The organism is Pigmentiphaga kullae (assembly GCF_004216695.1).
GTDB classification, from domain to species: domain Bacteria; phylum Pseudomonadota; class Gammaproteobacteria; order Burkholderiales; family Burkholderiaceae_B; genus Pigmentiphaga; species Pigmentiphaga kullae.
Window position 1 is genome coordinate 291,733 of record NZ_SGXC01000004.1, and the last position, 24,520, is coordinate 316,252.

Here is a 24,520-nt window from a genome sequence, read left to right on the forward strand (position 1 = left end):
AGGCGCCGGACGGGGCGGGCCGTCGATCGGGAGAATGCTCATGACGACTCCATTCAAGGCGTACTCGGTGCTGTATGCCAGCACCCAGGCCTTCATGGTGTGTTTCGTGGTGTGGATGATGTTCGGCGTGCTGGGCATACAGATACGCGAGGAGCTGGGCCTGGATGCCTTCCGTTTCGGCCTGCTCACCTCCACACCCGTGCTGACCGGCGCGGTGTTCCGCCTGCCGCTGGGAATATGGACCGACCGGTTCGGCGGGCGCGTCGTCATGACCGTGCTGCTGCTGGTCTGCGCGGTGCCGGTCTATCTCGTCAGCTATGCCCAGCAACTCTGGCAGTTCCTGGCGATTGGGCTGTTCCTGGGCCTCGTGGGCGCTTCGTTCGCGGTGGGCACGCCTTACGTCGCGCGCTTCTTTCCGCCCGAGCGGCGCGGCTTCGCGATGGGATTCTTCGGCGCCGGCACAGTGGGCGCCGCGGTGAACCTGTTCCTGACGCCGGTGCTGCTTGAGCTCTATGGCTGGCGCACGGTACCCCGGATCTATGCCGTCGCCCTGCTGGCAACCGCGGCAATCTTCTGGCTGGCCGCGGCGCCGGATCCGGGCGCGGGCAAGAAGGGCGCGGGTTTGCGCGAGTCGTTCGCCGTGCTTCGGAATCCCAAGGTCTGGAAGTACTGCCAGTATTACTCGATCACCTTCGGCGGCTTCACGGCCTTGTCGCTCTGGATCCCGCAGTACTTCAAGGCCGAGTACGGACTGTCGCTGGCCATGGCGGCAGGCCTGGCGGCCGGGTTCTCGTTGCCCGGCTCGGTGCTGCGCGCGGTGGGCGGCGTGCTGGCCGACCGCTTCGGCGCTCACAACACGACCTGGTGGTGTCTGTGGGTGGCCTGGATCTGCCTGTTCCTGCTGTCCTACCCTGACACCACGCTGGTGATCAAGACGATAGACGGTAGCGCGAATCTGCATATCTACCTGCCCATGTGGCTGTTCACCGCGTTGCTGTTCGTGCTGGGCATGGTGTTCGCCTTCGGCATGGCATCCACCTTCAAGTACGTGGCGGACGACTTCCCCGAGAACATGGGGCTGGTGTCCGGCGTCGTCGGGCTGGCGGGTGGATTGGGTGGCTTCCTGCTGCCGCTCATGTTCGGCTTCCTGGCCGACCTGGTGGGCGTGCGGTCGAGCTGCTTCATGCTGCTCTATGGCGTGGTCTGGGTATCACTGATCATCATGTACCTGTCCGAAGTCCGACGGGTGCAGATCTCGGGCGAGGTCGTGGGCGCGGCGCCGTCCCGGTAGGCGCCGCGCCTATCGCATCAGGAGGCGGCCGAACGCGGCTCGGGCGCCGTTTCGCGTTCCCGCTCCGCCATGCGCGCCAGCACCTGGCGGGTCAGCAGCGAGCCGGCGTCGAAGGGTACGCTGACGACACCATGGGCCACCGCGCCGTCCCGCAGGCGATCGTGCAGGGCTTGCTGCGCCTCCAGCGCGACCACGTCCTGGTCGGCCACTTCCCGTGCGCCGCGGTCCATGCGTTCGAGCGTGGCCGGATCCACGCCTTCCCATTCCAGGGACACCCACGACCAGTAGTGCGTGGCGCCGCAGCCGTCGGGCGTCATGAAATGGGTGGTCGAGAAGGGGTAGCGTCGCTCCGGGACCTTCGAGGCCCAGACAGCCTGGCGGATGCAGACGGCGGAAGGCGCGCGGAATTCGAAGCGCTGGTCATGGTCCATGGGCGCGCCCAGCGGCAGTCCCATCACGTCCGACCACAACGGCGGCGTGCTGGATTCGCGCATGATGCGCGTGCTGACCACCGTGTCGCCGTGTTCGCGCGCGCGGGGGATGACGCGGGCCAGTTCCGGATGCCCCTGCTGGTCGTGGTGGACGTAGGGCACGTGCGAGAAATCCAGCAGGTTCTCGATCAGCAGTTGATAGTGGGCGCGCAGGTGGGCGTAGTACGAGACCTTGGCCGAGCCGTCCAGCCACGGACAGTCGGGGATGCGAGAGGGATCGGCCAGCGCGGGTTCGCCCGGCCATATCCACAGCATGTCGTGGCGTTCGACCAGCGGGAAGCGCCGGACGTGCGCGTCGCGCGGGATGCGCGGCGACGAGGGGATGTGGATGCATTCGCCGCTGCTGGCGAACGTGAAGCCGTGGTAGCCGCAGCGGATGTCGTCGCCCACCAGCGCGCTGCGCGACAAGGGAAACTGCCGGTGCGCGCAGGCATCGAGCAGGGCGACGGGTTCGCCGGCCTCGGTCCGGTACAGCACGACGGGTGTTCCCAGCAGGTGGCGTCCCAGCAGGGTGCGGCCGACCTCGGCCGAGGTCGCGGCGGCATACCAGGCGTTGCGGATGAGAGGGGAAGTGGACGACGCGGACATGGCGGTGTTTCCGTGAACGGTGGAAAGCCATCACGCTACCGGCGCGCCGCCGCCGCGGCCAACGAATAGTGGAAATACCCCGGATTCCCGCTGCAAATGCCCGCGTTCAGGCCGGCGGCGCGCCGCCTTCCTGGAACAGTTCCGCGATGGTCCGGCGCAGCCAGGCGTGCCCCAGGTCGCGGTGGAAGCGTTCATGCCACTGCTGGGTGATGTCCACCAGCGGCGCCTCGAACGGCAGCGGCAGGAAGCGCACGCCGGGGCTGCCCGCGCAGGCCTGCGCCAGGCTGGCGGGAACGGCTACCAGCATGTCGGTGCCGGCGATGATCTCCGGCAGGCCCAGGCCATGGGTCACGCGCAGCACGACCTGGCGGCGCAGGTTGTGTTCGGAGAACAGCTTGTCGATGACGTCCTCGAAGAACGCGTGGCTACCCACGGCCGGGCGGTACACCACGTGCGGCGCATGCATGTACTGGGCCAGCGTCATCGGGCCCTGGATGGCGGGATGGTCGGCCGCCGCCATGCAGACATAGTGGTCGCTGAACAGCTTCTGCCGGTAGAAACCCGCCTGGAAATGCAGGAAGAAGCCCAGCGCGAGATCGATCTCGCCCGCTGCCATGAGCCGCGGCGCATCGCGTGGCGAGGCCTGCAGGGTAACGAGCTGTACGCCCGGGGCCTCGCGCCGCAGCCGCCCGAGCAGCCGGGGCAGGAAGACGCGCTGGCCGGTGTCGCTGGCGTACAGGACGTACTGGCGCTGCGACGCGGCGGGCACGAAGTCCTCTCGGTCCTCGATGGCCTGCCGGATCCTGTCCAGGCCTTCCTGCAGGGACGGCGCCAGGCGTTCGGCCATGGGCGTCGGGCTCATGCCCTGCGGCGTCTTGATGAACAAGGGGTCGTCGAAGGCGGCGCGCAGCCGGCGCAGCCCGTTGCTGACCGCCGACTGCGTCAGGCCCAGTTCTTCGCCGGCCAGGGTGGTGCTGCCGGTGCGCAGCACCGCGTCGAAGACGAGCAGCAGATTCAGGTCCAGGGTGTTCAGGTTCATGGCCCGGCGGCTGCCTTCAGGGCATGCCCGCCGTCAGCGCATGGTACATCCATCGTGGTAGGCGTCCTGGACTCCCTTCATCGGGGTTTCCACGGTCTTGAGGGCGACCTGGTTCTCGCCGTCGCGCACGACCTGGAACACATGCAGGTCCTGGATGGGGAAATGGTTGTTGCCGAACTTGAAGTTGCCGCGCACCGAGTCGAAGCGGGCCGCCTTGAGCGCCGCCATGAAAGCGGGCTTGTCCGCGACGTTGCCCTTGACCGCGCCGATCGCCGTGTCCAGCAGCCGCGCCGCGTCGTAGCTGGTGGCGGCATATTCCGACGGGGTGCGGCCATAGGCGGCCTCGAAGGCGGACACGAAGCGGCGGTTCGCCTCGGCCGGCAGGTCGGGGCCCCAGGTGCTGCCTAGCAGGACGCCCAGCGCCGCTTCGCGCAGCGCGGGCAGCGACACGCCGTCGACCACCGCGACGGACATCAGCGGGGTGCGCTCGGCCAGCCCCAGCTGGCGGTACTGGCGGACAAAGTTCACGCCGGGGCTGCCCGGGTAGAACGCGAAGACCGCGTCGGGCTTGTGGGCCGCGACGCGCGACAGCTCGGCCGAGAAATCGAACTGGTCGAGCGGCGTGTGGATCTCTTCCACGACCTCGTTCTTGAAATAGCGCCGGAATCCGGCCAGCACGTCCTTGCCCGCCTGGTAGTTGGGCGCCATCATGACCACGCGCCTGTAGCCGCGCTGCGTCGCGTACTTGCCCAGCACCTCTGCCTGCTGGTCGCCCTGGCGCGACACGATGAACTGGTAGGGCGAGCACTTGTCGCCGGCGATCGGCGAAGGCCCGGCGTTCGTGCCGATGACGAAGACCTCCCGCCGCGTGGCCAGCGGCTGCACCGACATCATGATGTTCGAGAATGTGATGCCGGCGATGATGGGCACCTTATCCTTCTCGATCAGCTTGCGCGCGACCTGGACCGCCACGTCGGGCTTGAGCTGCGTGTCTTCCCGCAGCACTTCCACGGGGACGCCGCCCAGCTTGCCGCCGGCCTGCCGGATGCCCAGCATGAAGCCGTCGTACATGTCCTGGCCGAGGCCGGCCTGGGGGCCGGAAAATTCGCCCAGGAAGCCGATCTTCACCGGGGCCTGGGCGAAGGCGGGCAGGGTACAGGCGACGGCCAGCAGCGCGGCGGCCGGAAGGGCTTTCAAGGGCATCATCGTCTCCATCATTCTGGGCGGCTCGCGGCCGTTCTTCCAGCGCCCGAGCGGGGGGCACCGGCCAGGAGACGGTATCACCGGCGTCCGGGCGGAATCTAACGAATAGCGTAAATACCCGGCATTTACCGGGGAAATGCGCGCGGCGCCGGCGAGCCTATCCGCGGGCCAGCAACGCCGCCAGTTGCTCGTGCAACTGCTGCAGCTTCGCCCGTTCGACCAGCAGGAGCCCGCGGGTCTCGATCTTGTCGCCAGCCTCCTGGCGCGGGGCCGCCGGCTGCCCCGACGCGGCTTCCTCCCGCGCCAGCATGGCCTGCGAATGCGCGGTCAATTGCGCGACGCATTCGAGGAACAGGCCGCGGCGGGGGGCGGGCAGTCCGTCCAGCCATTCGGCGTTGCGCTCGACCGCGTCGTCGTGGATGCGCGCGTGCATGTCCACGCCCTGGGGCGTCAGGAGCAGATAGAACGAACGCTTGTCGGCAGGATCGTCGCAGCGTTCGAGCAGCCCGCGTTCTTCCAGCCTGGCGACCAGGCGGCTGCCATGGCTCTTGTCCAGTCCGAGTTCGGCGCACAGCCGGCGCAGCGAGATGGGCGCCTGCGCGCCGACGATGCCCAGGACATGGCACTCGACGCTGCGCAGCCCGAAGCGGCGCTGGTGCCGCAGTTCGTTGCGGCTGGCCACGAGCGCGGCCAGCATCTCGAGCTGGAATGCCGGCAGGGTCTTGAAGGATGCGAGCTTCTTCTTGGCGACGGGCATGGTGAAGGCAGGAAGGCGAAACGCCAATGATAGGGGGTGGCCGCAGGTGGCGGACGGATTTCGCACATCGTTGACAATGCAATGATATGTAGTTAATTTTAATATCGTTGTTTTTGATATAAATAGGGCCGTGGCGGATCATCGCGCTCCAGGCCCGGAGGAGACGACCATGTCCTGTATCCGCCGTGGCTGGCAAGCCCGCGCCCGCGTCGCCGCGCGGGGGCTCGCCGCCGTCGCGCTCGCCTTGTTCTCGACCACCGCCGCCCAGGCCCAGCCATCTGGCGCGAGCGGCTTTCCCGCGCGCCCGGTGCGCATCATTCCCTACGGACCGGGCGGCAGCCCGATCGATCTGCTGGCCCGGGCCTATGCCGAACAGCTGCGGCAGGCCTGGGGCCAGCCGGTGGTGGTGGACCCCAAGCCCGGCGCCAGCGGCATCCTGGCCGCCGACGCGGTCGCCAAGGCGCCGCCGGACGGCTACACGCTGCTCATCACCCTGCAGACCACGCACATCAACAATCCCATTCTTCACGACAAGCTGCCCTATGACGCCGCCAGGGATTTCCAGCCGCTGTCCCAGCTCGCCATCGGCTCGGGTCCGGTGCTGGTGGCCGCCGCCTCGGCGCCGTACTCGAACCTGGCCGAGCTGGCGGCCTATGCCAAGAAGCACCCCAGCCTGACCTACGGCACCTGGGGCACCGGCACGATCGCCCATCTGTTCGGCGAACTGCTCAGGCACGAAGCCATCCCCGGGCTGATACACGTGCCCTACAAGACGGAATCCATCGCCCACCAGGACATGGAGGCGGGCCGGCTGGACCTGGCCTGGGCCAATCCGGGCACCGCCCGCAACATGTCGCAGGCGGGCAAGATGAAGGTCCTGGGCGTGCCGGGGCGGCAGCGCGCGCCCATTCTCGCGGCCGTTCCCACGTTTCTCGAACAGGGCTTCAAGGGTTTCGAACTCGAAGGGTGGATAGGCGCCTACGCGCCCGCGGGCATCCCGCCCGCCGTGCGCGACAGGCTCGTGGCCAGCCTGCAGGCGGCCACCCGCACGGACGACGTGCGCACGCGCATCGTCGACATCGGCTTCCAGCCGGTGGCCAACCGGCCCGACGAATTCACGGCCAATGCCCGCGCCGACTACGCCCGCTTCAAGCAGCTGGTGGATGCCGCCGGGGTGACGCTGAAGAACTGAACCCAGGACACGAGGACGAGGAACCATGACCACCACGACATTGCCGGATGCCGGCACGGCCTACGAGCGCAAGCCCGCCACCTACAACGCCACGCTGACGCAGGTCGGGCGCGGCACGCCCATGGGCGAACTGCTGCGCCGCTACTGGCACCCCATCGGCGTGTCGGCCGATGCCAGCGAAGTGCCGCGCAAGGTGCGCGTACTGGGCGAGGACCTGATCCTGTTCCGCGACGGCCAGGGGCGGCCCGGCCTGTTGTATCCGCACTGCGCCCACCGGGGGACTTCGCTGTACTACGGCCGGGTCGAGGGCGGCGGCATACGCTGCTGCTACCACGGCTGGCTGTTCGACGTGCAGGGCCATTGCACCGACCAGCCCTGCGAGCCGCAGGGCGGCCTGTCGCGCGACCGCATCCGCCAGCCGTGGTATCCCGTGGAGGAACGCTACGGCCTGATCTTCGCCTACATGGGCCCGCCCGACAGAAAGCCGGTCCTGCCGCGCTACGCCGCGCTGGAAGACCTGGCCGAAGGCGAGTTCATCGAGGCCAACGACCAGAGTATAGGCGGGGGCGGCCCGCAGATCATCCCGTGCAACTGGCTCCAGCACTTCGAGAACGTGGTCGATCCCTTCCACGTCGTGATCCTGCACTCGAGCTTCAGCGGCACGCAGTTCGTGCCGCAGATGGGCGTGATGCCCGAGGTCGCGTTCGACTATACGGACGCGGGCGTCAGCGCCACGGCGGTGCGCCGGCTGGACGACGGCAAGACGCTGCGCCGCGTGGGCGAGGCCGCGCTGCCTACCCTGCGGGTGATACCCAGCCCCAGGCTGGCCCACTACGGCACGGTGGAGTCGCTGGGCTGGGTCCTGCCCATCGACGACACCAGCTTCCGGATCTACACGGCGGGCCGGGTGCGCCGCGAAGGCGACATCGCGCGTTCGCGCTCGCGCATGAACGGCAAGCTCTGGGAGGAACTGACCGAGGCGGAGCACCAGCGCATGCCGGGCGACTACGAGGCCCAGGTCAGCCAGGGCCCGATCGCCTGGCATTCGGAAGAAAACCTGACCACCTCGGACCGCGGCCTGGTCCTGTTGCGGCGCATGTTCAAGCAGCAACTGGACGTCGTGGCGGCCGGCGGCGATCCCGTCGGCGTGAACTTCGACCGGGACGCGCCGCCTATCGTCTTCGCGGCGGGGAATTTCCTGGAATAGCCGCTCCCGTCTTTTCCTCCAGCACGCGCAGGATCTCGCTCCGCACCCAGGTATGCAGGGGCGAGGTGTGCTGCCGCTTGGACCACACCATGGAGAACTCGATGTCGCGCAGCGGCTCGGGCAGTTCGATCGTGGCCAGCGGAAAGTGCCGCCGGTGCACCTCGGCCACGCAGGCGGGCAGGGTGGTGGCGTAGTCGGTTTCCAGCAGCACGTAGGGCGTGATGCCGAAGCCCGACAAGTAGGCCGAGAACGCCAGGTCGCGATGGCGCGGCTTGAGCAGCCGGTCGAAGTTGGTGGGACGTCCGTACATCTGCGCGAACGCGAACCACTTGATCCGTTCCAGGTCGTCCAGCGACAGGCGCTTGCGCCGGGCCATGGGATGCGCGGCCGACAGCAGGCAGACCCGCCGGTCGGGGAACAGCCGCATGGAGTGGAAGCGCCGGGGAACTTCGCTGAACAGGCCGATGGCGATGTCCATGCGTTCGGCATCCAGGTCGTCCGGGATGAAGTCGCCGTGCACGGACTGGAAGCGCACGACCAGGCCCGGCGCCGCCGCGCGCAGGCGCTGCAGCAGCGGCGCGCCCAGCAGCAGTTCGATGTGGGCGCCGGTCCCGATGTTGACGGTACCGGTGGCGCCGGCGGGATCGAAGTCCTCGGGCGGGCTCAGTGCGTGCTCGATGCGGTCCAGCGCGTCGCGCACGACGGCATGCAGTTCCAGCGCGCGTTCGGTGGGCGTGAAGCGGCCCTTGGTCACCACCAGCAGCGGATCGTCCAGCGTGCGCCGCAGCCGGGCCAGTTCGCGGCTGATGGCCGGCTGGGTCTTGTGCAGCAGCGCGGCCGCCGCGGTGGCGCTGCGCGTCTTCATGAGCGCGTCGAAAGTCAGCAGCGCGTTCATGTCCATCCGCCGCAGATTGGGCAGCTTCGCGCGGTCGTTGGTGGTATGTCTGGTGGTCATGATTGAGGAAGACTATAGCAATATTGGTATGGATGCCTTGCATTCCCGGCATTGGCCCGGAGGACCAGGGGCTGGATATAGTGCGCGGCATCCGGCCGTCCACAGGCCCATACAGGAGACATCCATGCATTCCATTCCGCACGAGCGCGCCCGCCGCTGGACCGCGGCAGTGGCCGTCGGCCTTGCCGGCGTGGCCGCATGCGGCGGCGCCGCCGCGGCAGACTTCCCCGCCAGGCCCATCACCGTGGTCGTGCCCTATCCGCCGGGCGGCACGCCCGACATCCTGGCGCGGGTGCTGGGCGAGACCCTGGCCAAGACGCTGGGCCAGCCCCTGATCGTCGAGAACCGGGTCGGCGCCAGCGGCAACATCGGCGGCCAGGCCGTGGCGCGGGCCGAGCCGAACGGCTACACGCTGCTGATGTGCGCCTTCGGCTGCGCGGTCGCGCCTTCGCTCTATACGCCGGCCCCTTATGACGTCGTGAAGGACTTCGCGCCGGTGGCCATGATAGGCACCGTGCCCAGCGTCCTGGTCGTCAACCCCGGCGTGCCGGCCAGGTCGGTGGCTGAGCTGATCGCCTATGCCAAGGCCAACCCCGGCAAGCTCAACTCGGCGTCGTCCGGCATCGGCACCTCGGCCCACCTGGCGACGGAATTGCTCAACACCAAGGCCGGCATCCAGCTTACGCACATTCCCTACAAGGGCGCGGGCCAGGTCGCGGCCGACCTGCTGGGCGGCCAGGTCGACATGTATTTCGACAACCTGCCCGCCTCGCTGCCCAGCATCCGTTCCGGCAAGCTGCGCGCGCTGGCGGTGGCCAGCCAGAAGCGGTCGCCGTCCATTCCCGACGTGCCGACCTTCGCCGAGGCGGGCGTGCCGGATTTCCTGATCACTCCGTGGTTCGGCATCATGGCGCCGGCGCGCACGCCCGAGGCGGTGCTGGACCGCTTGAACCAGGCCTTCGTGGCGGCCTTGAAGGCGCCTGAGGTGCGGACGCGGATGCAGCAACTGGGCGTGGACGTCGCGCCCGGCTCGCGCCAGGACCTGGCCGGTTTCATCGCAGGCGAGAACGAGAAGTGGAAAGCCATCATCCAGGCCAACAAGATCCGCGTCGAATGAGCAGGAAACCAGCCGCCGGCGATGCCCGGCCCGGGCGCGCCGGCCCCTTGCGGCTGCGCGACATGGGCGCCTTCCACGTGGGCGGGCGCGAGATCGAACTGCGCGGCCTGCCGCCGCGCGAACTGCTGATGGCCGAAGGCGGGCAGCCCGTGCGGGTGGACCCCAACGGCCACTACCGGGTCGAGCAGATGTACGCGCAGTACTTCCTGGCCGACCCCGCGCCCGATCGTCCGCCCATCCTGTTCTGGCACGGCGGCGGCATGACGGGCGCGGCCTGGGAGACCACGCCGGACGGCCGGCCCGGCTGGCTGCACTACTTCGTGCGGCGCGGCTGGGACTGCTATCTGTGCGATGCGGTCGAGCGCGGCCGTTCGGGTTTCGCCCGCGTGCCCGAGGTCTGGCCCGAGGCGCCCGTCATCCAGACCGCCGAGGACATCTACGAGCGCTTCCGCATCGGCCAGCCCGGCGAAGCCGGACAGCGGTCGTCGCAGCCCTATGCGAATACCCGCTTTCCGGTCGAGGCCTTCGACAGCCTGGTGCGCCAGATGGTGCCCCGCTGGACCAGCACCGACGCGGCCGTGCTGGCGGGCTACCTGGCCCTGCTGGAGAAGACCGGCCCGGCCATCGTGGTCTGCCATTCGCAAGCGGGCGTGTTCGGCCTGCGCGCCGCCCACGCGCGTCCCGATCTGGTGAGGGCCGTGGTGGCGCTGGAGCCGGCCAGCATTCCCGTGCTGGAGTCACATCGCCCTTACCGCGTTCCCACGCTGGTCGTGATGGGCGACAACATGGATACCGATCCGCGCTGGCCGCGCATGCGCGCCCGCATCCGCGGCTTCGCGGACGCCCATGACCCGGTGCGGCTGCTGTCGTTGCCCGAAAGCGGCATTGCGGGCAATTCGCACATGTTGATGATGGACCGCAACAGCCTGGAGATCGCGGACATCGTGCACGAGTGGCTGGCCGGATAGCTACTTCAGTCCGTGCAGTTGTCAGAACGCGTGGCGCGACATGCCGCCGTCGACCGGAATGACGGTGCCGGTGACATAGGCGGCACGCGGCGAGCAGAGGAATATCGCGACGTTGGCCAGTTCCTCGGCTTCGCCGAAGCGACCGGCGGGTATCTCGTGCCGGGCGAACTCCAGCTCGCTTTCGATGGTGGGGTAGCGCAGCGTCATCTGTTCGCTGTGGATGCGCCCCGGCTGCAAGCAGTTGACCGTGACGTTGTCCGCTGCGACCAGGCGCGACAGGCCCTTGGCCCAGATGTGCACGGCGGCCTTGGCACTGAACGCGGCGTTCAGTATCTTGGGTTCGGACGTGCCGGTGATGTTGACCACGCGGCCCCACCGCCGCTCGCGCATGCCCGGGATCAGCGCCTGGGTCAGTTCGCGCAGGCGGAAGAAGTTGAGCGTCATCCCTTCCAGCCACAGGTCCGGGCCGGCGTCGAAGTCCAGCGGCCGGCTGCCCCCTCCTGCATTGACCACGATGTCGACGTGCCCGAAGGCCGTCCGCGCCGATTGCACGATGCGTTCCACCACGGTTTCCTGATAGAGATCGGCCTCGATGATGTGCGGCGCAGGGCCGCCGGCGGCCACGATTCCGGCGGCGATGTCTTCCAGCAGTGGCCGGCGGCGTGCCACCAGGGCAACCCGCACTCCCTGTGCGGCAAGACCGATGGCGGTGGCCTTGCCTATGCCCTGGCTGGCGCCGGTGACTATTGCGGTGCGATCGCGCAGCTGCAGATCCATGTGGGCTCCTTCAGTGTGGGCTCGATGCGTGCACGCATGAAGCGTTGTCGCGACGACGCCCCCGTTCTTGACGCCTGGGCGTCCTGAATCGGGGGCGTCCGGGGGCCCGCCTGGCGGCGTGCCGTTCGCGGCGGCTGCCGTCAGACGTCGAAGAACACCGTTTCCTTGCCGCCGTCGGGCGTGTCCTGGATACGGATGTCGAAGCGGTACACCACCTTGCCGTCGCGCTCCTCGCGCCTGGCGATCAGCGTGTCGCGGCGGATTTCCCATTCGATGCCGTTGATGATGGGATCCTTGGCGTTGGCTTCTTTCTCGTCTTCGAAGTAGACGCGGGTGTGCAGGCCGAGGTTGATGCCGCGCGCGAACAGGATCAGGCAGATGTGCGGGGCCTGCATCGTGCCGGCCCTGGCGCCGGGGACGGCGCCGGGCTTGATGGTCTCGAAGCTGTAGAAGCCGGTGTCGAAGTCGGCGCCGGTGCGGCCCCAGCCGCGGAAGGCGGGGTCGATGGGCTTGTCCTGCGTGTCGGCCGGGTGGGCGTATTTGCCGGCGGCGTTGGCCTGCCAGATCTCGACCAGCACGTCGCGCAGCACGGTGCCGCTGCCGTCGTACACCTGGCCTTCGAGGCGGATGCGTTCGCCCTTGGTCTCGGGCTTGACCAGTTTGTCGTCGAAGTTGTTCTCGAAGATGTCGAAGCCGGCCTGCTTGGGGGCGAGGCCGATGTGCACGTACGGGCCGCCCGTTTGCGAGGCGGTTTCAGGAAGGAAGGTGATTTGGGTGCTCATGGTCCTGCCCTCGATCAATTTTCAAACCAGGTGGCGGTGCGGCCGCGCACCGTGATGTCGAAGCGGTAGCAGCGGCTGTCCAGCGCGATGAAGTTGCCGATGTCCTGCATGGCGATCAGGCCGCGGACCTGCTCTTCGTTGTTGATGGTCTTGAGGATGGGGCAGTGCGGGATGAGCGTGTCGCCTTCGAAGTACTGCTGCGTGATCAGGCGCTGGGCCCAGCCGTCGGCCAGGATGGAGAAGTGGATGTGCGAGGGGCGCCAGTCGTTGATGCGGTTGCGCCAGGGGTAGGGGCCGGGCTTGATGGTACGGAACATGTAGTAGCCGTTCTCGTCCGTCAGCATGCGTCCACAGCCGCCGAAGTTGGGGTCCAGGCTGCCGATGTAGGTGTCGTTCTTGTGGCGGTAGCGGCCGCTGGCATTGGCCTGCCACACTTCGATCAGGGCGTTCTTGACGGGGCGGCCGAACTGGTCGCGCAGGAAGCCGTGGACGATGACGCGTTCGCCGATGGGCAGGCCATCCTTGGCGAAGTTGGTGATCAGGTCGTTGTCCTTGGGGCCCAATTCCTGGGGCTGGAAGACGGGCGAGGTGATCTCGGACAGCGTGCCGACGTTGGAGATCAGGGCCTTGCGCGGCGAGCGCAGCACGCTGGTCTTGTAGCCGGGAGTGTAGGCGGGCGGATGCGCGTCGCTGTCGCGCTGCACGAAGACGCCGGTCGTCGAGGGAGGCAGAAGGGGATTGCTCATGTCTCTGTACCGTTTGTGGGAATGTTCGCAGGGGCAACTGTAGTCACGCACCGGTCCAGGGGCAAGTGAAGAATCTGCCGCCGTGATATAACGAATGGGAATATCTTGCGGGTCGCCGCCCTTCAGGCGGGATCCCATCCCAGATCTTCGCACGCGGCCCGCCAGCGCACGGCCACGCCGCGCACGGTATCGGCCATGTCGCCGGCCAGCGGCCGGCTGGCGCCGGGTTGCGCCTGGGTAAAGAGTCCGACCGCCTCGGTCGCTGCCCCGGGCACGCGGCGCGCCACCAGCACGCCCTGTTCGAGGTCGGCCTTGACGGTGCTGAGCGAGGCGAACCACAGGGCGTCGCTGTTCAGGGCCAGATTGCGCGCCAGGGGGATGGCCAGGGTTTCCAGGCGGTCATGGCTGGCGCCGGACCGCAACTGGCCCAGGAAGCTGTCCGCCGCCTGGTAGATGCTGGTGCCGGGCAGGGGCAGGATCACCGGGTGGGCCGGCGCCTGCCAGGCCGGCCATTCGGTGCGCGCCAGCGGATGCTGCGGCCGCATGGCCACGACCAGGGGTTCGCTCCACAGCGGCTCGAAGCGCAGTTCCAGCATGTGGTCGGGCTCGGCCAGCCGGCCCACGACCACGTCGAGTTCGCCCTGCCGCAGCCGCGCCAGCAGCTCCGGATTCATGCCGGTCTCCAGGCGTACCGGGCCGTGGCGCCCACGCTTGCGCCAACTGCGCAGGATCTCGTGCGGCAGATCCACCGCCAGCGAGGGCAGCACGCCCAGCTTGACCGCATCGCCCTCCGGATCGCGGGCTTCGCCCAGCGCCATCTCCAATGCCATCACGCCCTGGCGGGCGTGCTGCACGAAAGCCATGCCCGCCGGCGTCAGGGCGACGCCGTGGCGCTGGCGGACCACCAGGGGCTTGCCGACGATCTCTTCCAGTTCCTTGATGATCTTGCTGACGGCGGGCTGGGTGATGGACAGGAACTCGGCCGCGGCGCGCATGTTGCCATGCTGCGCGGTGGCGAGCAGGCAGCGGATGTGTTGCAGGCGGATGCGGTTGAGTTGCGGCGAGGTCATGCGGGCGGCACCGTAAAGCCGTGATGGTACGGGCTTCCGGTGCCGCGGGCCAGCCGGCCCCCGTTCTATGGCCCTTTGGGCAGCGCGTACGCGATCACGTAATCCCCGCGGTCGGGCGACTGCCGCGCGCCGCCGGCCGAGACCACGACGAACTGCCGGCCGCTCTCGGGCGACATGTAGGTCATGGGCGTGGCCTGCGCCCCCACCGGCAGCCGGCCCTTCCACAGTTCCTTGCCGGTCAGGACGTCGATCGCGCGCAGGTAGTAGTCCTGCGTGCCGGCGTAGAACACCAGGCCCGACGCGGTCGTCATCGGGCCGCCCAGCGTCGGCATGCCGATGGGGATCTGCAGGCCGGTCTTCATGCCCAGCGGTCCGGTGTCCTGCAAGGTGCTCATCGGCGCCTGCCAGACGATCTTGCGGGTCTTCAGGTCGACGGCGGTCATGGTGCCGTAGGGCGGCGCATGGCAGGGCACGCCCAGCGGCGACATGAAGCCGTTCTTCGAGATGCCGTAGGGCGTGCCTTCCTGCGGTGCGTAGCCTTCGTGGACCGAGGCGGCCTTGGTGGGGTCCGGCGTTTCGTCGCGCGGGATCAAGCGGGCCCACTGCGGCATCCGGATGTCGTTGATCACCAGGTAGTCGAGCGCGGGCAGGACCGAGACGCCGCCCCAGTTCATGCCGCCGTAGTAGCCGGGGTAGATCAGCGTGCGGCGGTCGGTGCGCAGCGGGGTGAAGTCGCCTTCGTAGCGCATCTTGCGGAACTCGATGCGGCACCAGAGCTGGTCGAAGAAGGTGGCGCCCCACATGCTGGCTTCGGTGAAGGGCTTGGTGCCGATGCCGGGCATGCCTACCGAATAGGGCTGCGTGGGCGAGGTCCAGTCGCCTTCCTGCGCGCCCTGCGGCACGGGAACCTCCTTGACCTCGGCCAGCGGCGTGCCGTCGCGCCGGTCCAGCAGGAAGATCTGGCCGCGCTTGGTGGCCTGGATCAGCGCCGGCACCGTGCCGCCCTTGCCGTCGGGCAGGTCGTGCAGGGTGGGCGGCGTGCCGACGTCGTAGTCCCAGAGATCGTGGTGGGTGGTCTGGAATTTCCAGCGCTCGCGGCCGGTCTCGATGTCCAGGGCGACGATGGACGAGGCGTATTCCTCGGCCGCCTTGCTGCGGTGGGCGCCCCAGAAGTCGGGCGGCGAGTTGCCGGTGGGCAGGTACAGCAGGCCGAGCTTGTCGTCATAGGCCGGGGTGGACCAGACGTTGGGCGTGCCGCGCGTATACGAGCCGCCTGCGGGCGGCAGCCTGGTGATGGCGGGGTTGCCCAGGTCCCAGGCCCAGACGAGTTCGCCGTTTTTCGCGCTGAAGGCGCGCACCGCGCCCGAGGGTTCATCCACTGCGCGGTTGTCGTATACCCAGCCGCCGATGATGATGAGATCGCGCGCGACGGTGGGCGCGGAGGTCTGGAAGTAATAGCCGGGCTTGACCTCGCCCATGCCGGCCTTCAGGTCCACCGTGCCCTGGTTGCCGAAGGCCGCGCACGGCCTGCCGGTCCTGGCGTCGAGCTGGATCAGGCGGGCGTCGATGGTGCTGAGCACGATGCGCTGGCGGCAGGCGGCGTCGGCGGCGGCATCCGTCATCGAGGCGCCGGCGTCGTAGTAGCTCACGCCGCGGCAGCGCTGCCAGACCGGCGAGCTGGCCTTGGGATCGAACTTCCAGCGCTGCTCGCCGGTTTCCGCGTTCAGCGCGAAGACCTGGTTGTGCGGCGTGCACAGGTACACCGTGTCGCCCACCTGCAGCGGCGTGTTCTGGTCCTCGGCGCCGTTGATGGCCGGTTCGCCGGTGCGGAAGGTCCAGGCGACCTGCAGGTTGCCGACGTTGCTCTTGTCGATCTGGGTGAAGGGCGCGTAGCGGGTGCCCGCCGCGTCCCGCCCGTAATGGTCCCAGTCGCCGCCCGAGGCGGCTGCCGGCACGGCGGTGGGGGCGTCCCCCGCGGCGCTGACGGGGAAATGAGGCTGGAACATCTGCCAGCCGAAGCCGGCCAGCGCCAGCACGCACAGCACGGCCACCGCGTAGGCGCCTTTGTTGCCGCCCGGCGCGCCCAGGGGGCGCAGGAGCGGATGCAGCAACGCGGCCACGAGCGCCAGCACGATCACGCCGACCAGGCGCGGCACCAGTTGCCAGAAGTCCGGTCCGACTTCCCAGAAGGACCAGATCAGCGTGCCGACGAAAACCAGCGCGAACAGCCAGGCCCCGGCGCGCGAACCCCGGGCATAGCCCAGGCCGGACAGCACCAGTCCCACGCCGGCGATCAGGTAGTACCACGAGCCGCCCAACGAGACTAGGCGCACGCCGCCCACGCCGAGCACGAGGCCGATCAGGATGAGCACGATGCCGAAGATCAAGAGCGGAATGCGCCCGCGGCGGGGGGAAGGATGGATGGAAGGATCGGTCATGGATTTCTCCAAAAGTGGGCCTTCCGCGAGCGCAAAGCGAGGGCATGACACGGGCGCCAGCCTGGCTGGGCGGGGCCTTGCGCAGCCGCTCGGGGCCGGCTGCGTCGTTGTTCTGTAGTAAGAACATAACCCTTAGATGCGTAACGGTGTGTGACGTAAAGTTGCCGTGATGCTTGGGGGTTAAGGGTTAACCCGTAAACCATCCGCGCGAAACGAGTAGAATAGGCGGCCATTCCGATAGGTCCCCCATGCCCAAACATGCCCTGACCATCGTGCTGGCGCTGCTGACCATGGTCGGGCCGCTGGGCATCGATGCCTATTTGCCGTCGTTCCACGCGATCGGCGCCACCTTCGACGCGTCGCCGCTGGCGGTGCAGCAGACCCTGAGCCTGTACATCGCGGGCATGAGCGTCATGACCCTGTTCTACGGCACCCTGTCGGACTCGTTCGGCCGGCGGCCGGTCATGCTGGTGTCGCTGGTGCTGTTCACGCTGACCTCGATCCTGGCTGCGCTGTCCACCAGCATAGGCATGCTGGTGGCGGTCCGGGTGCTGCAGGGGTTGTGCGCCGGCGCCGGCATGGTCATCGCGCGCGCCATGGTGCAGGACAAGTTCCAGGGCGGCGAGGCGCAGCGGATGATGGCCATGATCACCATGGTGTTCGGCGTGGCGCCCGCGCTGGCGCCGGTCCTGGGCGGCTGGCTGCAGGCCACGCTCGGCTGGCGGTCGGTGTTCTGGGCGCTGGCCCTGTTCGGCGCCGGCCTGTGGGCGGTCAGCCGGCAGGTCCTGCGCGAGACGCTGCCGCCGGCCGCGCGCACGCCGTTCGACCTGCGCAGCATCGCCGCCAACTATCGGCGTTCGGTAACCAGCCCGCGGTTCGTGCTGATGTCCGTGGGGATAGGCCTGGCGTTCTGTGGACTGCCCCTGTACGTGGGCTCGGCCGCGGCCTACGTCATGGACATCCTGCACCTGCCCGAGACCGCGTTCGGCTGGCTGTTCGTGCCCATGGTCAGCGGCCTGATGCTGGGCTCGGCCATGGCGAGCCGCTACGCGCACCGCGTCCCGGCCGAACGCATGGTCCGGCTGGGGTTCCTGGTCATGGGGTTCGGCGTCGTGTTGTCCGTGGCCTATACGAGCCTGTTCACGGCAGCCGTGCCGTATGCCGTGCTGCCCTTCCTGTTCTATACCTTCGGCCTGTCGCTGGCCTCGCCCAGCATGACGGTGATCGCGCTCAGCATCTTCCCCGAGATGCGGGGGCTCGCGGCCTCGATGCAGGGCTTCATCCAGATGGCGCTGTTCGCGCTGGTCTCGGGTCTGGTCGCGCCCCTGGTGTTCGGCAGCGCGGCGGGCCTGGCCTGGACGCATGCCTTGCTGCTGGCGGCGGGCCTGGGCTTCTGGGAGGCGGGCAGCCGGGCGCGGGCCAGACCCGCCACGCCGGCCGCCGGGACCTGATCCGGATTCAGACCTGCCGGCGCAGCACGTCCAGGAAACTGGCCGCGGCAGCCGGCAGCGATCGGCCGCCGCGCGTCAGGATGCCCATCTCGCGCGAGACACCGGGTCCGGCCAGCGGGATGGCGGCCAGCGCCGACATGTCGATCAGCCGAAGCGCCAGCCGGGGAATGGCGGCGATGCCCAGGCCGGCCGACACCATCGCACCCACGACCGAGATGTTGGCGCATTCGTAGCGCGCCTGGATGGCCAGGCCGCATTGCGCCATGACCCGGTCGGCGATCTGGCGGATGCTGCTGGCCGGCCCGCTGGCGACCAGCGGCCGTTCCGCCAGCACCGACCACGACACCCGCCGGCGCGAGGCCAGGGGATCGCCGCGGCTGCACACGCAGACGAATTCGTCGCTGATCAGCGGCTCGAACGCCAGTCCGTCCTGCCGCGGCGGCGCCACCGAGATGGCGAAGTCCGCGCTGCCGTCCAGGACCCGCGTCCGCACGAATTCCGCCGATACCGGTTCGAGCGCGATGGTGACGCGCGGATGGGTGTCCTGGAACACCGACATGGCCCGGGGCAGCAGCGCCGCGGCGGCCGATGGCAGGCAGGCGATGGCGATGCGGCCGCGGCGGCCGGCCACGAATTCGGACAGGTCGCTGAGCGAGTCGTGGAATTCGCCCACGATGCGACGGGCGATGGGCAGCAGTTCCTCGCCCTCGCGCGTCAGTTCCACGCGCCGCGTGTTGCGGTCGAACAGACGGGCATCGAGCTTGTGCTCGGCGGACTGCACGGACCGGCTCAGTGCCGGTTGCGAGACGTGGACGCGTTCGGCGGCCAGGCGGAAATTGCGCAGCTCGGCCACGGCCAGGAAGGCTTCCAGTTCATGCACGGTCAGGGTCGATCGCATGCGGCGCCATCAATGATGAAAATGCATTAAATCAATATGATAAATGCACTTCTCATATCACGGCCGTCTCCCTACACTGGCCCGAAAACCCCGGAGACGCCATGAAAACCCGCCTGATCCCGTTTGCCGTGCTCGCATGCTCGCTGGCCGGTCCCGCCTCTGCCCAGTCCTATCCCTCGCAACCGATACGCATGGTGGTGCCGTTCGCCGCCGGCAGCGGCACCGACCAGGTGGCCCGCGTGCTGGGCCAGGCCATGACGGCGGCGGCCAACGTCACGGTGGTGATCGAGAACAAGCCCGGCGCCAACGGCTTCATCGCCGCCCAGGCGGTGGCATCGGCCCCGCCCGACGGCTATACGATGCTGCTGACGACCAACACCACGCACGCGGCCAACCAGCATCTGTTCAAGCATCTGCCCTACGACCCGGTCAAGGACTACACCCCGGTCGCGCTGCTGCGCAAGGGCTACCAGATCATGGTGGTGCGCGCCGATTTTCCGACGCGCAGCGTGGCCGATTTCATCGAGCTCGCGCGCAAGCAGCCGGGCAAGCTCAATTTCGGCAGCGGCAGTTCGTCCAGCCAGGTGGCGGGCGAGCTGTTCAAGCAGATGGCCAACGTCGAGCTGACCCACGTGCCCTACAAGAGCAACCCGCAGGCGCTGAACGATCTCATGGGCGGCCAGATCGACGTGGTGTTCGTCGACACCACGTCGGCGATCACGCTGGTCAAGAGCGGCAAGCTGCGCGCCCTGGCCGCGACCAGCCCCGTGCGCCTGTCCATGCTGCCCGAGGTGCCGACGCTGGACCAGGCCGGGCTCAAGGGCTACGAAATGTCTTACTGGACCGCCGCCTACCTGCCGCGCGGCACGTCCAGGGAAGTTACGGCCACGCTCAACAAGCTGTTGATCGACGCCGTGCGTTCGCCCGAGATGGCGCAGTTGATGGCCAAGACCGGAACCGAGGTCTCCACCAGTTCGCCGGCGGAACTGGCAACCTTCCAGGCGGCGGAATCCGATAAATGGGCCCGCATCATCCGCGCGGCCAACATCCAGCCGGAGTGAACCCATGACCAAGACGCGCGTGCGCATAGGCGCCGGTGCGGGATTTTCCGACGACCGGTTCGAGCCGGCACTCGAACTGGCCGAGCGCGGCGAGCTGGACTACCTGGTCTTCGAGTGCCTGGCCGAACGGACCATCGCGCGCGAGACGTTGTCCCGGATCAAGGATCCCGAGACGGGCTATACGCCCTACATGCGGGACCGCCTGCGCATGGTGCTGCCCGCGTGCATGCAGGCGGGCATACGCATCGTGACCAACATGGGCGCGGCCAACCCGCTGGGCGCGGCGCGTGTCATCCGGCGCGACGCGCTGTCGCTGGGACTGCCGCCGCCGGTGGTGGCGGCGGTGGTGGGCGACGACGTGACCGAGATCGTGCGCGCGCATCCCGAGCTGCGGCTGCTGGATACCGGCGAGCCCGTGGAGTCGCTGCTGCCGCGCATGGCCGCCGCCAATGCCTATCTGGGCGCGGACATCGTGCGCGAGGCGCTGGCCCGCGACGCGCAGATCGTGGTGACGGGGCGCGTGGCCGATCCGTCGATGTTCGTGGGCTGCATGCTGCACGGACTGGGGTGGTCCTATGACGACTATCCCCGCCTGGCCGCCGGCACCTTCACCGGCCATCTGCTGGAGTGCGCGGCGCAGGTCACCGGCGGCTGTTTCGCCGACCCCGGCAAGAAGGACGTGCCGGACATGGCCCGCATCGGTTTTCCGTACGCCGACGTCGATGCCGACGGTTCGGTCCGGCTGGGCAAGGTCGAGGGCTCGGGCGGCCGCCTGGACGTGGCGACCTGCACCGAGCAGGCGCTGTACGAGATCCACGATCCGGCGCGCTACATCACGCCCGACTGCGTGCTGGACATCACCGAGGCCGAGTTCGAGCAACTGGGGCCAGACCGCGTCGGCTTCCGGGGCACGCGCGCGGCGCCGCGCACCGATACCTACAAGGTCGTGGTGGGCTACCACGACGGCTGGATAGGCGAGGGCGAGGTCGGCTATGCCGGCCCCAACGCGCTGGCCCGGGCGCGCCTGTCCGAGCAGATCGTGCGCGAGCGCCTGAAGCTGCGCGGTTTCTCGTATCCGGAAATCCGGGCGGACTACATAGGCATGAGCAGCCTGCACGGCATGGGCGCCGGGCGCCCCGAGCCCTACGAGGTGCGGCTGCGCGTGGCGGCCCGCAGTCCGGACAAGAAGGCCGCGCAGGCGGTGGGGTTCGAGATGCGGACGCTCAACGTCAACGGTCCGGCGGGCGGCGGCGGGACGCTGGAGGCGCTGCGCGAGGTGATCGGCGTGCGCTCGCTGCTGCTGCCGCGCCACCTGGTCCACCCCGAGGTCGTCATCGAGGAGCGGCCGTGAACGAACAGAACTGGAGGAGCGTCCCGTGAGCACCAAGGTCCATGAACTGGCCCACTCGCGCGCCGGCGACAAGGGCAATACCTCGAACGTCTCGGTCATCGCGTACGACCAGTCGGCCTGGGACATCCTGCGCCGCGAGCTGACCGAGGAGCGCGTCATGCGCGCCTACGCGCACCTGGCCAGCGGGCCGGTCACGCGCTATGAGTTGCCACGCCTGCGCGCGCTGAACTTCGTCATCGAAGGGGCGCTGGGTGGCGGTGTAACGATCTCGCTGGCGCGCGATGCGCACGGCAAGACGCTGTCCTATCTGATGCTGGACATCGACCTGCCGGTGTAAGGGGGGGAACGGCCTTCAGTGATTGATGGCCGTGATCTTCACGTCGTTGCGCTTGCCCACGCCGCCGAACCAGATCTCGCCCGAACCGATGGAGATGCCCTGCCAGTTGGCGAACAGCTCGGGGTAGGACTGGCGCGAGACGGCATCCTTGACCTTGGGTGTGATGATCCGGTCGTAGTCCGCGATGAAGTGGCCGGCATCGCGTATCGTCGCCGCCTTGCCTTCCAGGCGAGTCCGGAACGGATAGTCGACCATCGCCGCCACCGCCGCCTTGTCCCCGGCTGCCACGGCCTGCTTGAGCCTGTCGAAGAAACCGCGATAGGACGCGTGTTCGCCGAACAGCGTATCGAGCCGCGCATCCATGTCGGCGGCGGTCTGCGCCTGCGCGGCGCCGGCGCCAAGGGTGACCAAAACCGCCAGGCATGCGCCCAGCAGTTGCCGCGTCGCCGTCTTTCTTTTTCCGTCTTGCATGGCAGCGTCCAAGGGGGAAGGGGGGCTCAGGCCGCGCGGGCCTGGGCCGCGGGCTGGGCCAGGGCCCGGTGTACACGGGCCAGGACTTCGGGGTCGTCCAGCAGCCGCATGCGCTTGGGATCCGGCAGGCGCTCGGGATGTGTTTCCAGTACCTCGTCGACCAGTTGCGTGCGCGCCGTCTCGATCAGCGGATGGCCGGGCAGGTGGCGGCCGGTGGCGAAGGCCCGGGCCAGCGCGTTGACGGCGGGGTCGGTCAGCGCATCCATGAAGCCGGGAGCGGAGCGGGCCTGGTTTTCCTCGTTGTAGCGCGCGGTGTCGTGCAGTTCGCGCGGCGGGGACGTTTCCTCGGGGATGCAGAACAGCCCATCGTCGAAGGCGCCGCGTCCCAGGCTGACGCGGCTGGACATCACCGACAGCGGGATGGCCAGCAGCAGCGACGCCAGGATGGGAATCATCCACCACAGGAAGTTCGGATTCAGCCAGGCGACCAGCAGGCCCCAGCACACGCCCAGCAGCGTCTGCAGGCCATGGCGCCGGAAGGCTTCGCGCCAGGGCGTCTCGTTGTTGGCGCGGGCCGGCGATTTCCATTGCACCTTCCAGCCCAGGAACGCCGCCACGACGAAGCGGGTGTGGAACAGCATGCGGATCGGCGCCAGCAGCATGGAGAACAAGACCTCCAGCAGCATGGACCACAAAAGCTTGCCCGAGCCCGCGTAGCCCCGCGCGCCTTTCACCCATACCAGCAGCACGCTCAGTATCTTGGGCAGGAACAGCAGCACCGCCGTGGTCGAGAACAGCGCGATGGCTTCCTCGGGATGCCATTGCGGCCAGATCGGGAACAACTGGTGCGGCGTCACGAAATACTGCGGCTCGGTCAGCGTGTGGACCGCCAGCAGCGCGGTGGACAGCGCCAGGAACAGGAACCACAGCGGCGCCGACAGGTAGGACATCACGCCGGTCAGGAACACGGCGCGGTGCACGGGGTGCAGGCCCTTGATCAGGAACAGCCGGAAGTTCATGAGGTTGCCCTGGCACCAGCGCTGGTCGCGCTGCAATTCGTCCAGCAGGTTGGGCGGCAGTTCCTCGTAGCTGCCGGGCAGGTCGTAGGCGATCCAGACGCCCCAGCCCGCGCGCCGCATCAACGCGGCCTCGACGAAGTCGTGCGACAGGATGGCCCCGGCGAAGCTGCCCTTGCCGGGCAGGGGCGCCAGCGCGCAATGCTGGATGAAGGGCTCCAGGCGGATGATGGCGTTGTGGCCCCAGTAGTGGGACTCGCCCAGTTGCCAGAAATGCAGGCCGGCCGTGAAAAGCGGGCCGTAGACCCGGGTGGCGAACTGCTGCACGCGCGCGTACAGGCTGTCCATGCCCGAGGCACGCGGCGCGCTCTGGATGATGCCGGCCTCGGGGTTGGCGTTCATCAGCACCACCAGGCGCTTGAGGCATTCGCCGCTCATCACGCTGTCGGCGTCCAGCACGACCATGTAGTCGTATTCGCCGCCCCAGCGCCGGCAGAAATCGTCGATGTTGCCGCTCTTGCGCTTGACGCGCCGCCGGCGCCGCCGGTAGTGGATGCGGCCGAAGCCTTCGACGGTCTTGCACAGTTCGACCCAGGCGCGCTGTTCCTGCACGCAGTTGTCCGGCTTGTAGCTGTCGCTTAGGATGAAGAAGTCGAACTTGTCCAGGACGCCTGCCCGCGCGACCGACTCGTAGGTCGCGCGCAGTCCGGCGAACACCCGGCCCACGTCCTCGTTACAGATGGGCATGACGAGCGCGGTGCGGGTGCCGGCGGAGATGGGCACGCCTTCGGCCACGGTGGCCGAGATGCTGTAGCGGTCGCGTCCCATCAGCAATTGCAGGAAGCCCATCAGCGCGGTCCAGAAACCGGCCGAGACCCAACAGAACAGTAGCGCGAACAGCAGCAGGATCGCGATTTCCAGGATCTGGCCGCCCTGGTAGGGCAGGACGGCCTTCATGTACCAGGTAGCGACGGCGGTCTGCGCCACCACGGCCACCAGCAGGGTCAGCCGGCGCAGCCGGCCGGCGATCTTCCAGCGCGGTTCGGGCGGGCGCGCGAGCCGTTCGGCGCGGCTCTTGTGCATCTGCCCCTGCACGCGGCGCCAGCCGCGCACGAAGGGATTGGTGACCCAGGGTTCGGGCACCATGGACGAGCGCTTGATGGCCGGCGCGGTCTGTATGCACACGCGTCCGGCTTCGTCGCGATGGACGACGCCGTATTCGTCCAGTTCGGGGCCGTAGGCCTCCAGCAGGGTCCGTTCCTGGGTCTCGGCCTCGCCCGCGCGCGGGGCATTTTCTTCGATCGCTGCGGACAT

General features: G+C 68.5%; 22 protein-coding genes. 9 read left to right on the forward strand and 13 right to left on the reverse strand.

Annotation, left to right across the window (positions count from 1 at the left end):
- Window positions 1-34: 34 nt before the first annotated feature.
- Window positions 35-1,291 carry an MFS transporter gene (locus EV675_RS29420; RefSeq protein WP_423213254.1) on the forward strand — a complete coding sequence of 419 codons (1,257 nt, stop codon included), beginning with the start codon at window positions 35-37 and terminating at the stop codon, window positions 1,289-1,291.
- A 17-nt stretch (window positions 1,292-1,308) separates the two neighbouring features.
- Here EV675_RS29420 and EV675_RS29425 read toward each other — a convergent pair whose 3' ends face one another.
- The 4 genes from EV675_RS29425 to EV675_RS29440 all read right to left on the reverse strand — a co-directional run bounded on the left by EV675_RS29425 (window position 1,309) and on the right by EV675_RS29440 (window position 5,369).
- Window positions 1,309-2,370 carry an aromatic ring-hydroxylating oxygenase subunit alpha gene (locus EV675_RS29425; protein WP_130362214.1) on the reverse strand — a complete coding sequence of 354 codons (1,062 nt, stop codon included), beginning with the start codon at window positions 2,368-2,370 and terminating at the stop codon, window positions 1,309-1,311.
- 106 nt (window positions 2,371-2,476) lie between these two features.
- Window positions 2,477-3,409, reverse strand: coding sequence for a LysR family transcriptional regulator (locus EV675_RS29430; RefSeq protein WP_130362215.1), 933 nt, complete (start codon window positions 3,407-3,409; stop codon window positions 2,477-2,479).
- Between the two features lie 33 nt (window positions 3,410-3,442).
- Window positions 3,443-4,612, reverse strand: a complete 1,170-nt coding sequence (locus tag EV675_RS29435; RefSeq protein WP_242621659.1) for an ABC transporter substrate-binding protein — start codon at window positions 4,610-4,612, stop codon at window positions 3,443-3,445.
- A gap of 157 nt (window positions 4,613-4,769) precedes the next feature.
- Window positions 4,770-5,369, reverse strand: coding sequence for a MarR family winged helix-turn-helix transcriptional regulator (locus EV675_RS29440; protein ID WP_130362216.1), 600 nt, complete (start codon window positions 5,367-5,369; stop codon window positions 4,770-4,772).
- Window positions 5,370-5,538: 169 nt separating this feature from the next.
- On the opposite strand from EV675_RS29440, the gene EV675_RS29445 reads away from it, so the two are divergent.
- The gene (locus EV675_RS29445; RefSeq protein ID WP_130362217.1) at window positions 5,539-6,561 is read left to right on the forward strand and encodes a Bug family tripartite tricarboxylate transporter substrate binding protein; all 1,023 of its coding nucleotides are present in this window, start codon (window positions 5,539-5,541) and stop codon (window positions 6,559-6,561) included.
- Window positions 6,562-6,586: 25 nt separating this feature from the next.
- Window positions 6,587-7,768 carry an aromatic ring-hydroxylating dioxygenase subunit alpha gene (locus tag EV675_RS29450; RefSeq protein ID WP_130362218.1) on the forward strand — a complete coding sequence of 394 codons (1,182 nt, stop codon included), beginning with the start codon at window positions 6,587-6,589 and terminating at the stop codon, window positions 7,766-7,768.
- Here EV675_RS29450 and EV675_RS29455 read toward each other — a convergent pair.
- Window positions 7,734-8,723 (reverse strand): LysR family transcriptional regulator, encoded by a 990-nt coding sequence (locus EV675_RS29455; RefSeq protein ID WP_130362219.1) that lies wholly within the window; start codon window positions 8,721-8,723, stop codon window positions 7,734-7,736. The genes EV675_RS29450 and EV675_RS29455 overlap by 35 nt on opposite strands.
- Window positions 8,724-8,847: 124 nt before the next feature.
- Here EV675_RS29455 and EV675_RS29460 point away from each other — a divergent pair, with 124 nt between their 5' ends.
- Window positions 8,848-9,840, forward strand: a complete 993-nt coding sequence (locus EV675_RS29460) for a tripartite tricarboxylate transporter substrate binding protein (protein WP_130362220.1) — start codon at window positions 8,848-8,850, stop codon at window positions 9,838-9,840.
- Entirely contained in the window at window positions 9,837-10,808 is a 972-nt protein-coding gene (locus EV675_RS29465) for an alpha/beta hydrolase (protein WP_130362221.1), read from the forward strand. Before EV675_RS29460 ends, EV675_RS29465 begins: the two co-directional genes overlap by 4 nt.
- 21 nt (window positions 10,809-10,829) lie before the next feature.
- On the opposite strand, the gene EV675_RS29470 is transcribed toward EV675_RS29465, so the two are convergent.
- The 5 genes from EV675_RS29470 to EV675_RS29490 form a co-directional block, all read right to left on the reverse strand.
- A complete protein-coding gene (locus tag EV675_RS29470; protein WP_130362222.1) occupies window positions 10,830-11,585 on the reverse strand; it encodes an SDR family oxidoreductase in 756 nt (251 codons plus the stop codon).
- Between the two features lie 140 nt (window positions 11,586-11,725).
- Window positions 11,726-12,367 carry a protocatechuate 3,4-dioxygenase subunit alpha gene (pcaG, locus tag EV675_RS29475; protein WP_130362223.1) on the reverse strand — a complete coding sequence of 214 codons (642 nt, stop codon included), beginning with the start codon at window positions 12,365-12,367 and terminating at the stop codon, window positions 11,726-11,728.
- 14 nt (window positions 12,368-12,381) lie between these two features.
- Window positions 12,382-13,113: a protocatechuate 3,4-dioxygenase subunit beta gene (gene pcaH / locus EV675_RS29480; RefSeq protein ID WP_130362224.1), complete on the reverse strand. Its 732-nt coding sequence runs from the start codon at window positions 13,111-13,113 to the stop codon at window positions 12,382-12,384.
- A 122-nt stretch (window positions 13,114-13,235) separates the two neighbouring features.
- A complete protein-coding gene (locus EV675_RS29485) occupies window positions 13,236-14,183 on the reverse strand; it encodes a LysR substrate-binding domain-containing protein (RefSeq protein ID WP_130362225.1) in 948 nt (315 codons plus the stop codon).
- A gap of 65 nt (window positions 14,184-14,248) precedes the next feature.
- Complete coding sequence (locus tag EV675_RS29490; RefSeq protein ID WP_130362226.1) at window positions 14,249-16,621, reverse strand: membrane-bound PQQ-dependent dehydrogenase, glucose/quinate/shikimate family; 2,373 nt, start codon at window positions 16,619-16,621, stop codon at window positions 14,249-14,251.
- A gap of 248 nt (window positions 16,622-16,869) precedes the next feature.
- Between EV675_RS29490 and EV675_RS29495 the strand changes: the two genes are divergently transcribed.
- On the forward strand, window positions 16,870-18,072 hold the full coding sequence (locus tag EV675_RS29495; protein ID WP_130362227.1) for a multidrug effflux MFS transporter: 1,203 nt from the start codon (window positions 16,870-16,872) through the stop codon (window positions 18,070-18,072).
- 7 nt (window positions 18,073-18,079) lie between these two features.
- Here the strand turns inward: EV675_RS29495 and EV675_RS29500 are convergent, their stop codons facing one another.
- Window positions 18,080-18,970, reverse strand: a complete 891-nt coding sequence (locus EV675_RS29500) for a LysR family transcriptional regulator (RefSeq protein ID WP_130362228.1) — start codon at window positions 18,968-18,970, stop codon at window positions 18,080-18,082.
- Window positions 18,971-19,071: 101 nt separating this feature from the next.
- Here EV675_RS29500 and EV675_RS29505 point away from each other — a divergent pair, with 101 nt between their 5' ends.
- The 3 genes from EV675_RS29505 to EV675_RS29515 are packed head-to-tail and all read left to right on the forward strand — an operon-like array spanning window position 19,072 to window position 21,719.
- On the forward strand, window positions 19,072-20,031 hold the full coding sequence (locus EV675_RS29505; RefSeq protein WP_130362229.1) for a Bug family tripartite tricarboxylate transporter substrate binding protein: 960 nt from the start codon (window positions 19,072-19,074) through the stop codon (window positions 20,029-20,031).
- A 4-nt stretch (window positions 20,032-20,035) separates the two neighbouring features.
- Window positions 20,036-21,382 carry an acyclic terpene utilization AtuA family protein gene (locus EV675_RS29510; RefSeq protein WP_130362230.1) on the forward strand — a complete coding sequence of 449 codons (1,347 nt, stop codon included), beginning with the start codon at window positions 20,036-20,038 and terminating at the stop codon, window positions 21,380-21,382.
- Between the two features lie 25 nt (window positions 21,383-21,407).
- The gene (locus tag EV675_RS29515) at window positions 21,408-21,719 is read left to right on the forward strand and encodes an AtuA-related protein (protein ID WP_130362231.1); all 312 of its coding nucleotides are present in this window, start codon (window positions 21,408-21,410) and stop codon (window positions 21,717-21,719) included.
- Window positions 21,720-21,734: 15 nt separating this feature from the next.
- On the opposite strand, the gene EV675_RS29520 is transcribed toward EV675_RS29515, so the two are convergent.
- Both EV675_RS29520 and mdoH read right to left on the reverse strand, forming a co-directional pair.
- Window positions 21,735-22,190 (reverse strand): hypothetical protein, encoded by a 456-nt coding sequence (locus EV675_RS29520; protein ID WP_130362232.1) that lies wholly within the window; start codon window positions 22,188-22,190, stop codon window positions 21,735-21,737.
- Window positions 22,191-22,216: 26 nt separating this feature from the next.
- Window positions 22,217-24,520 (reverse strand): glucans biosynthesis glucosyltransferase MdoH, encoded by a 2,304-nt coding sequence (mdoH, locus tag EV675_RS29525; protein WP_242621660.1) that lies wholly within the window; start codon window positions 24,518-24,520, stop codon window positions 22,217-22,219.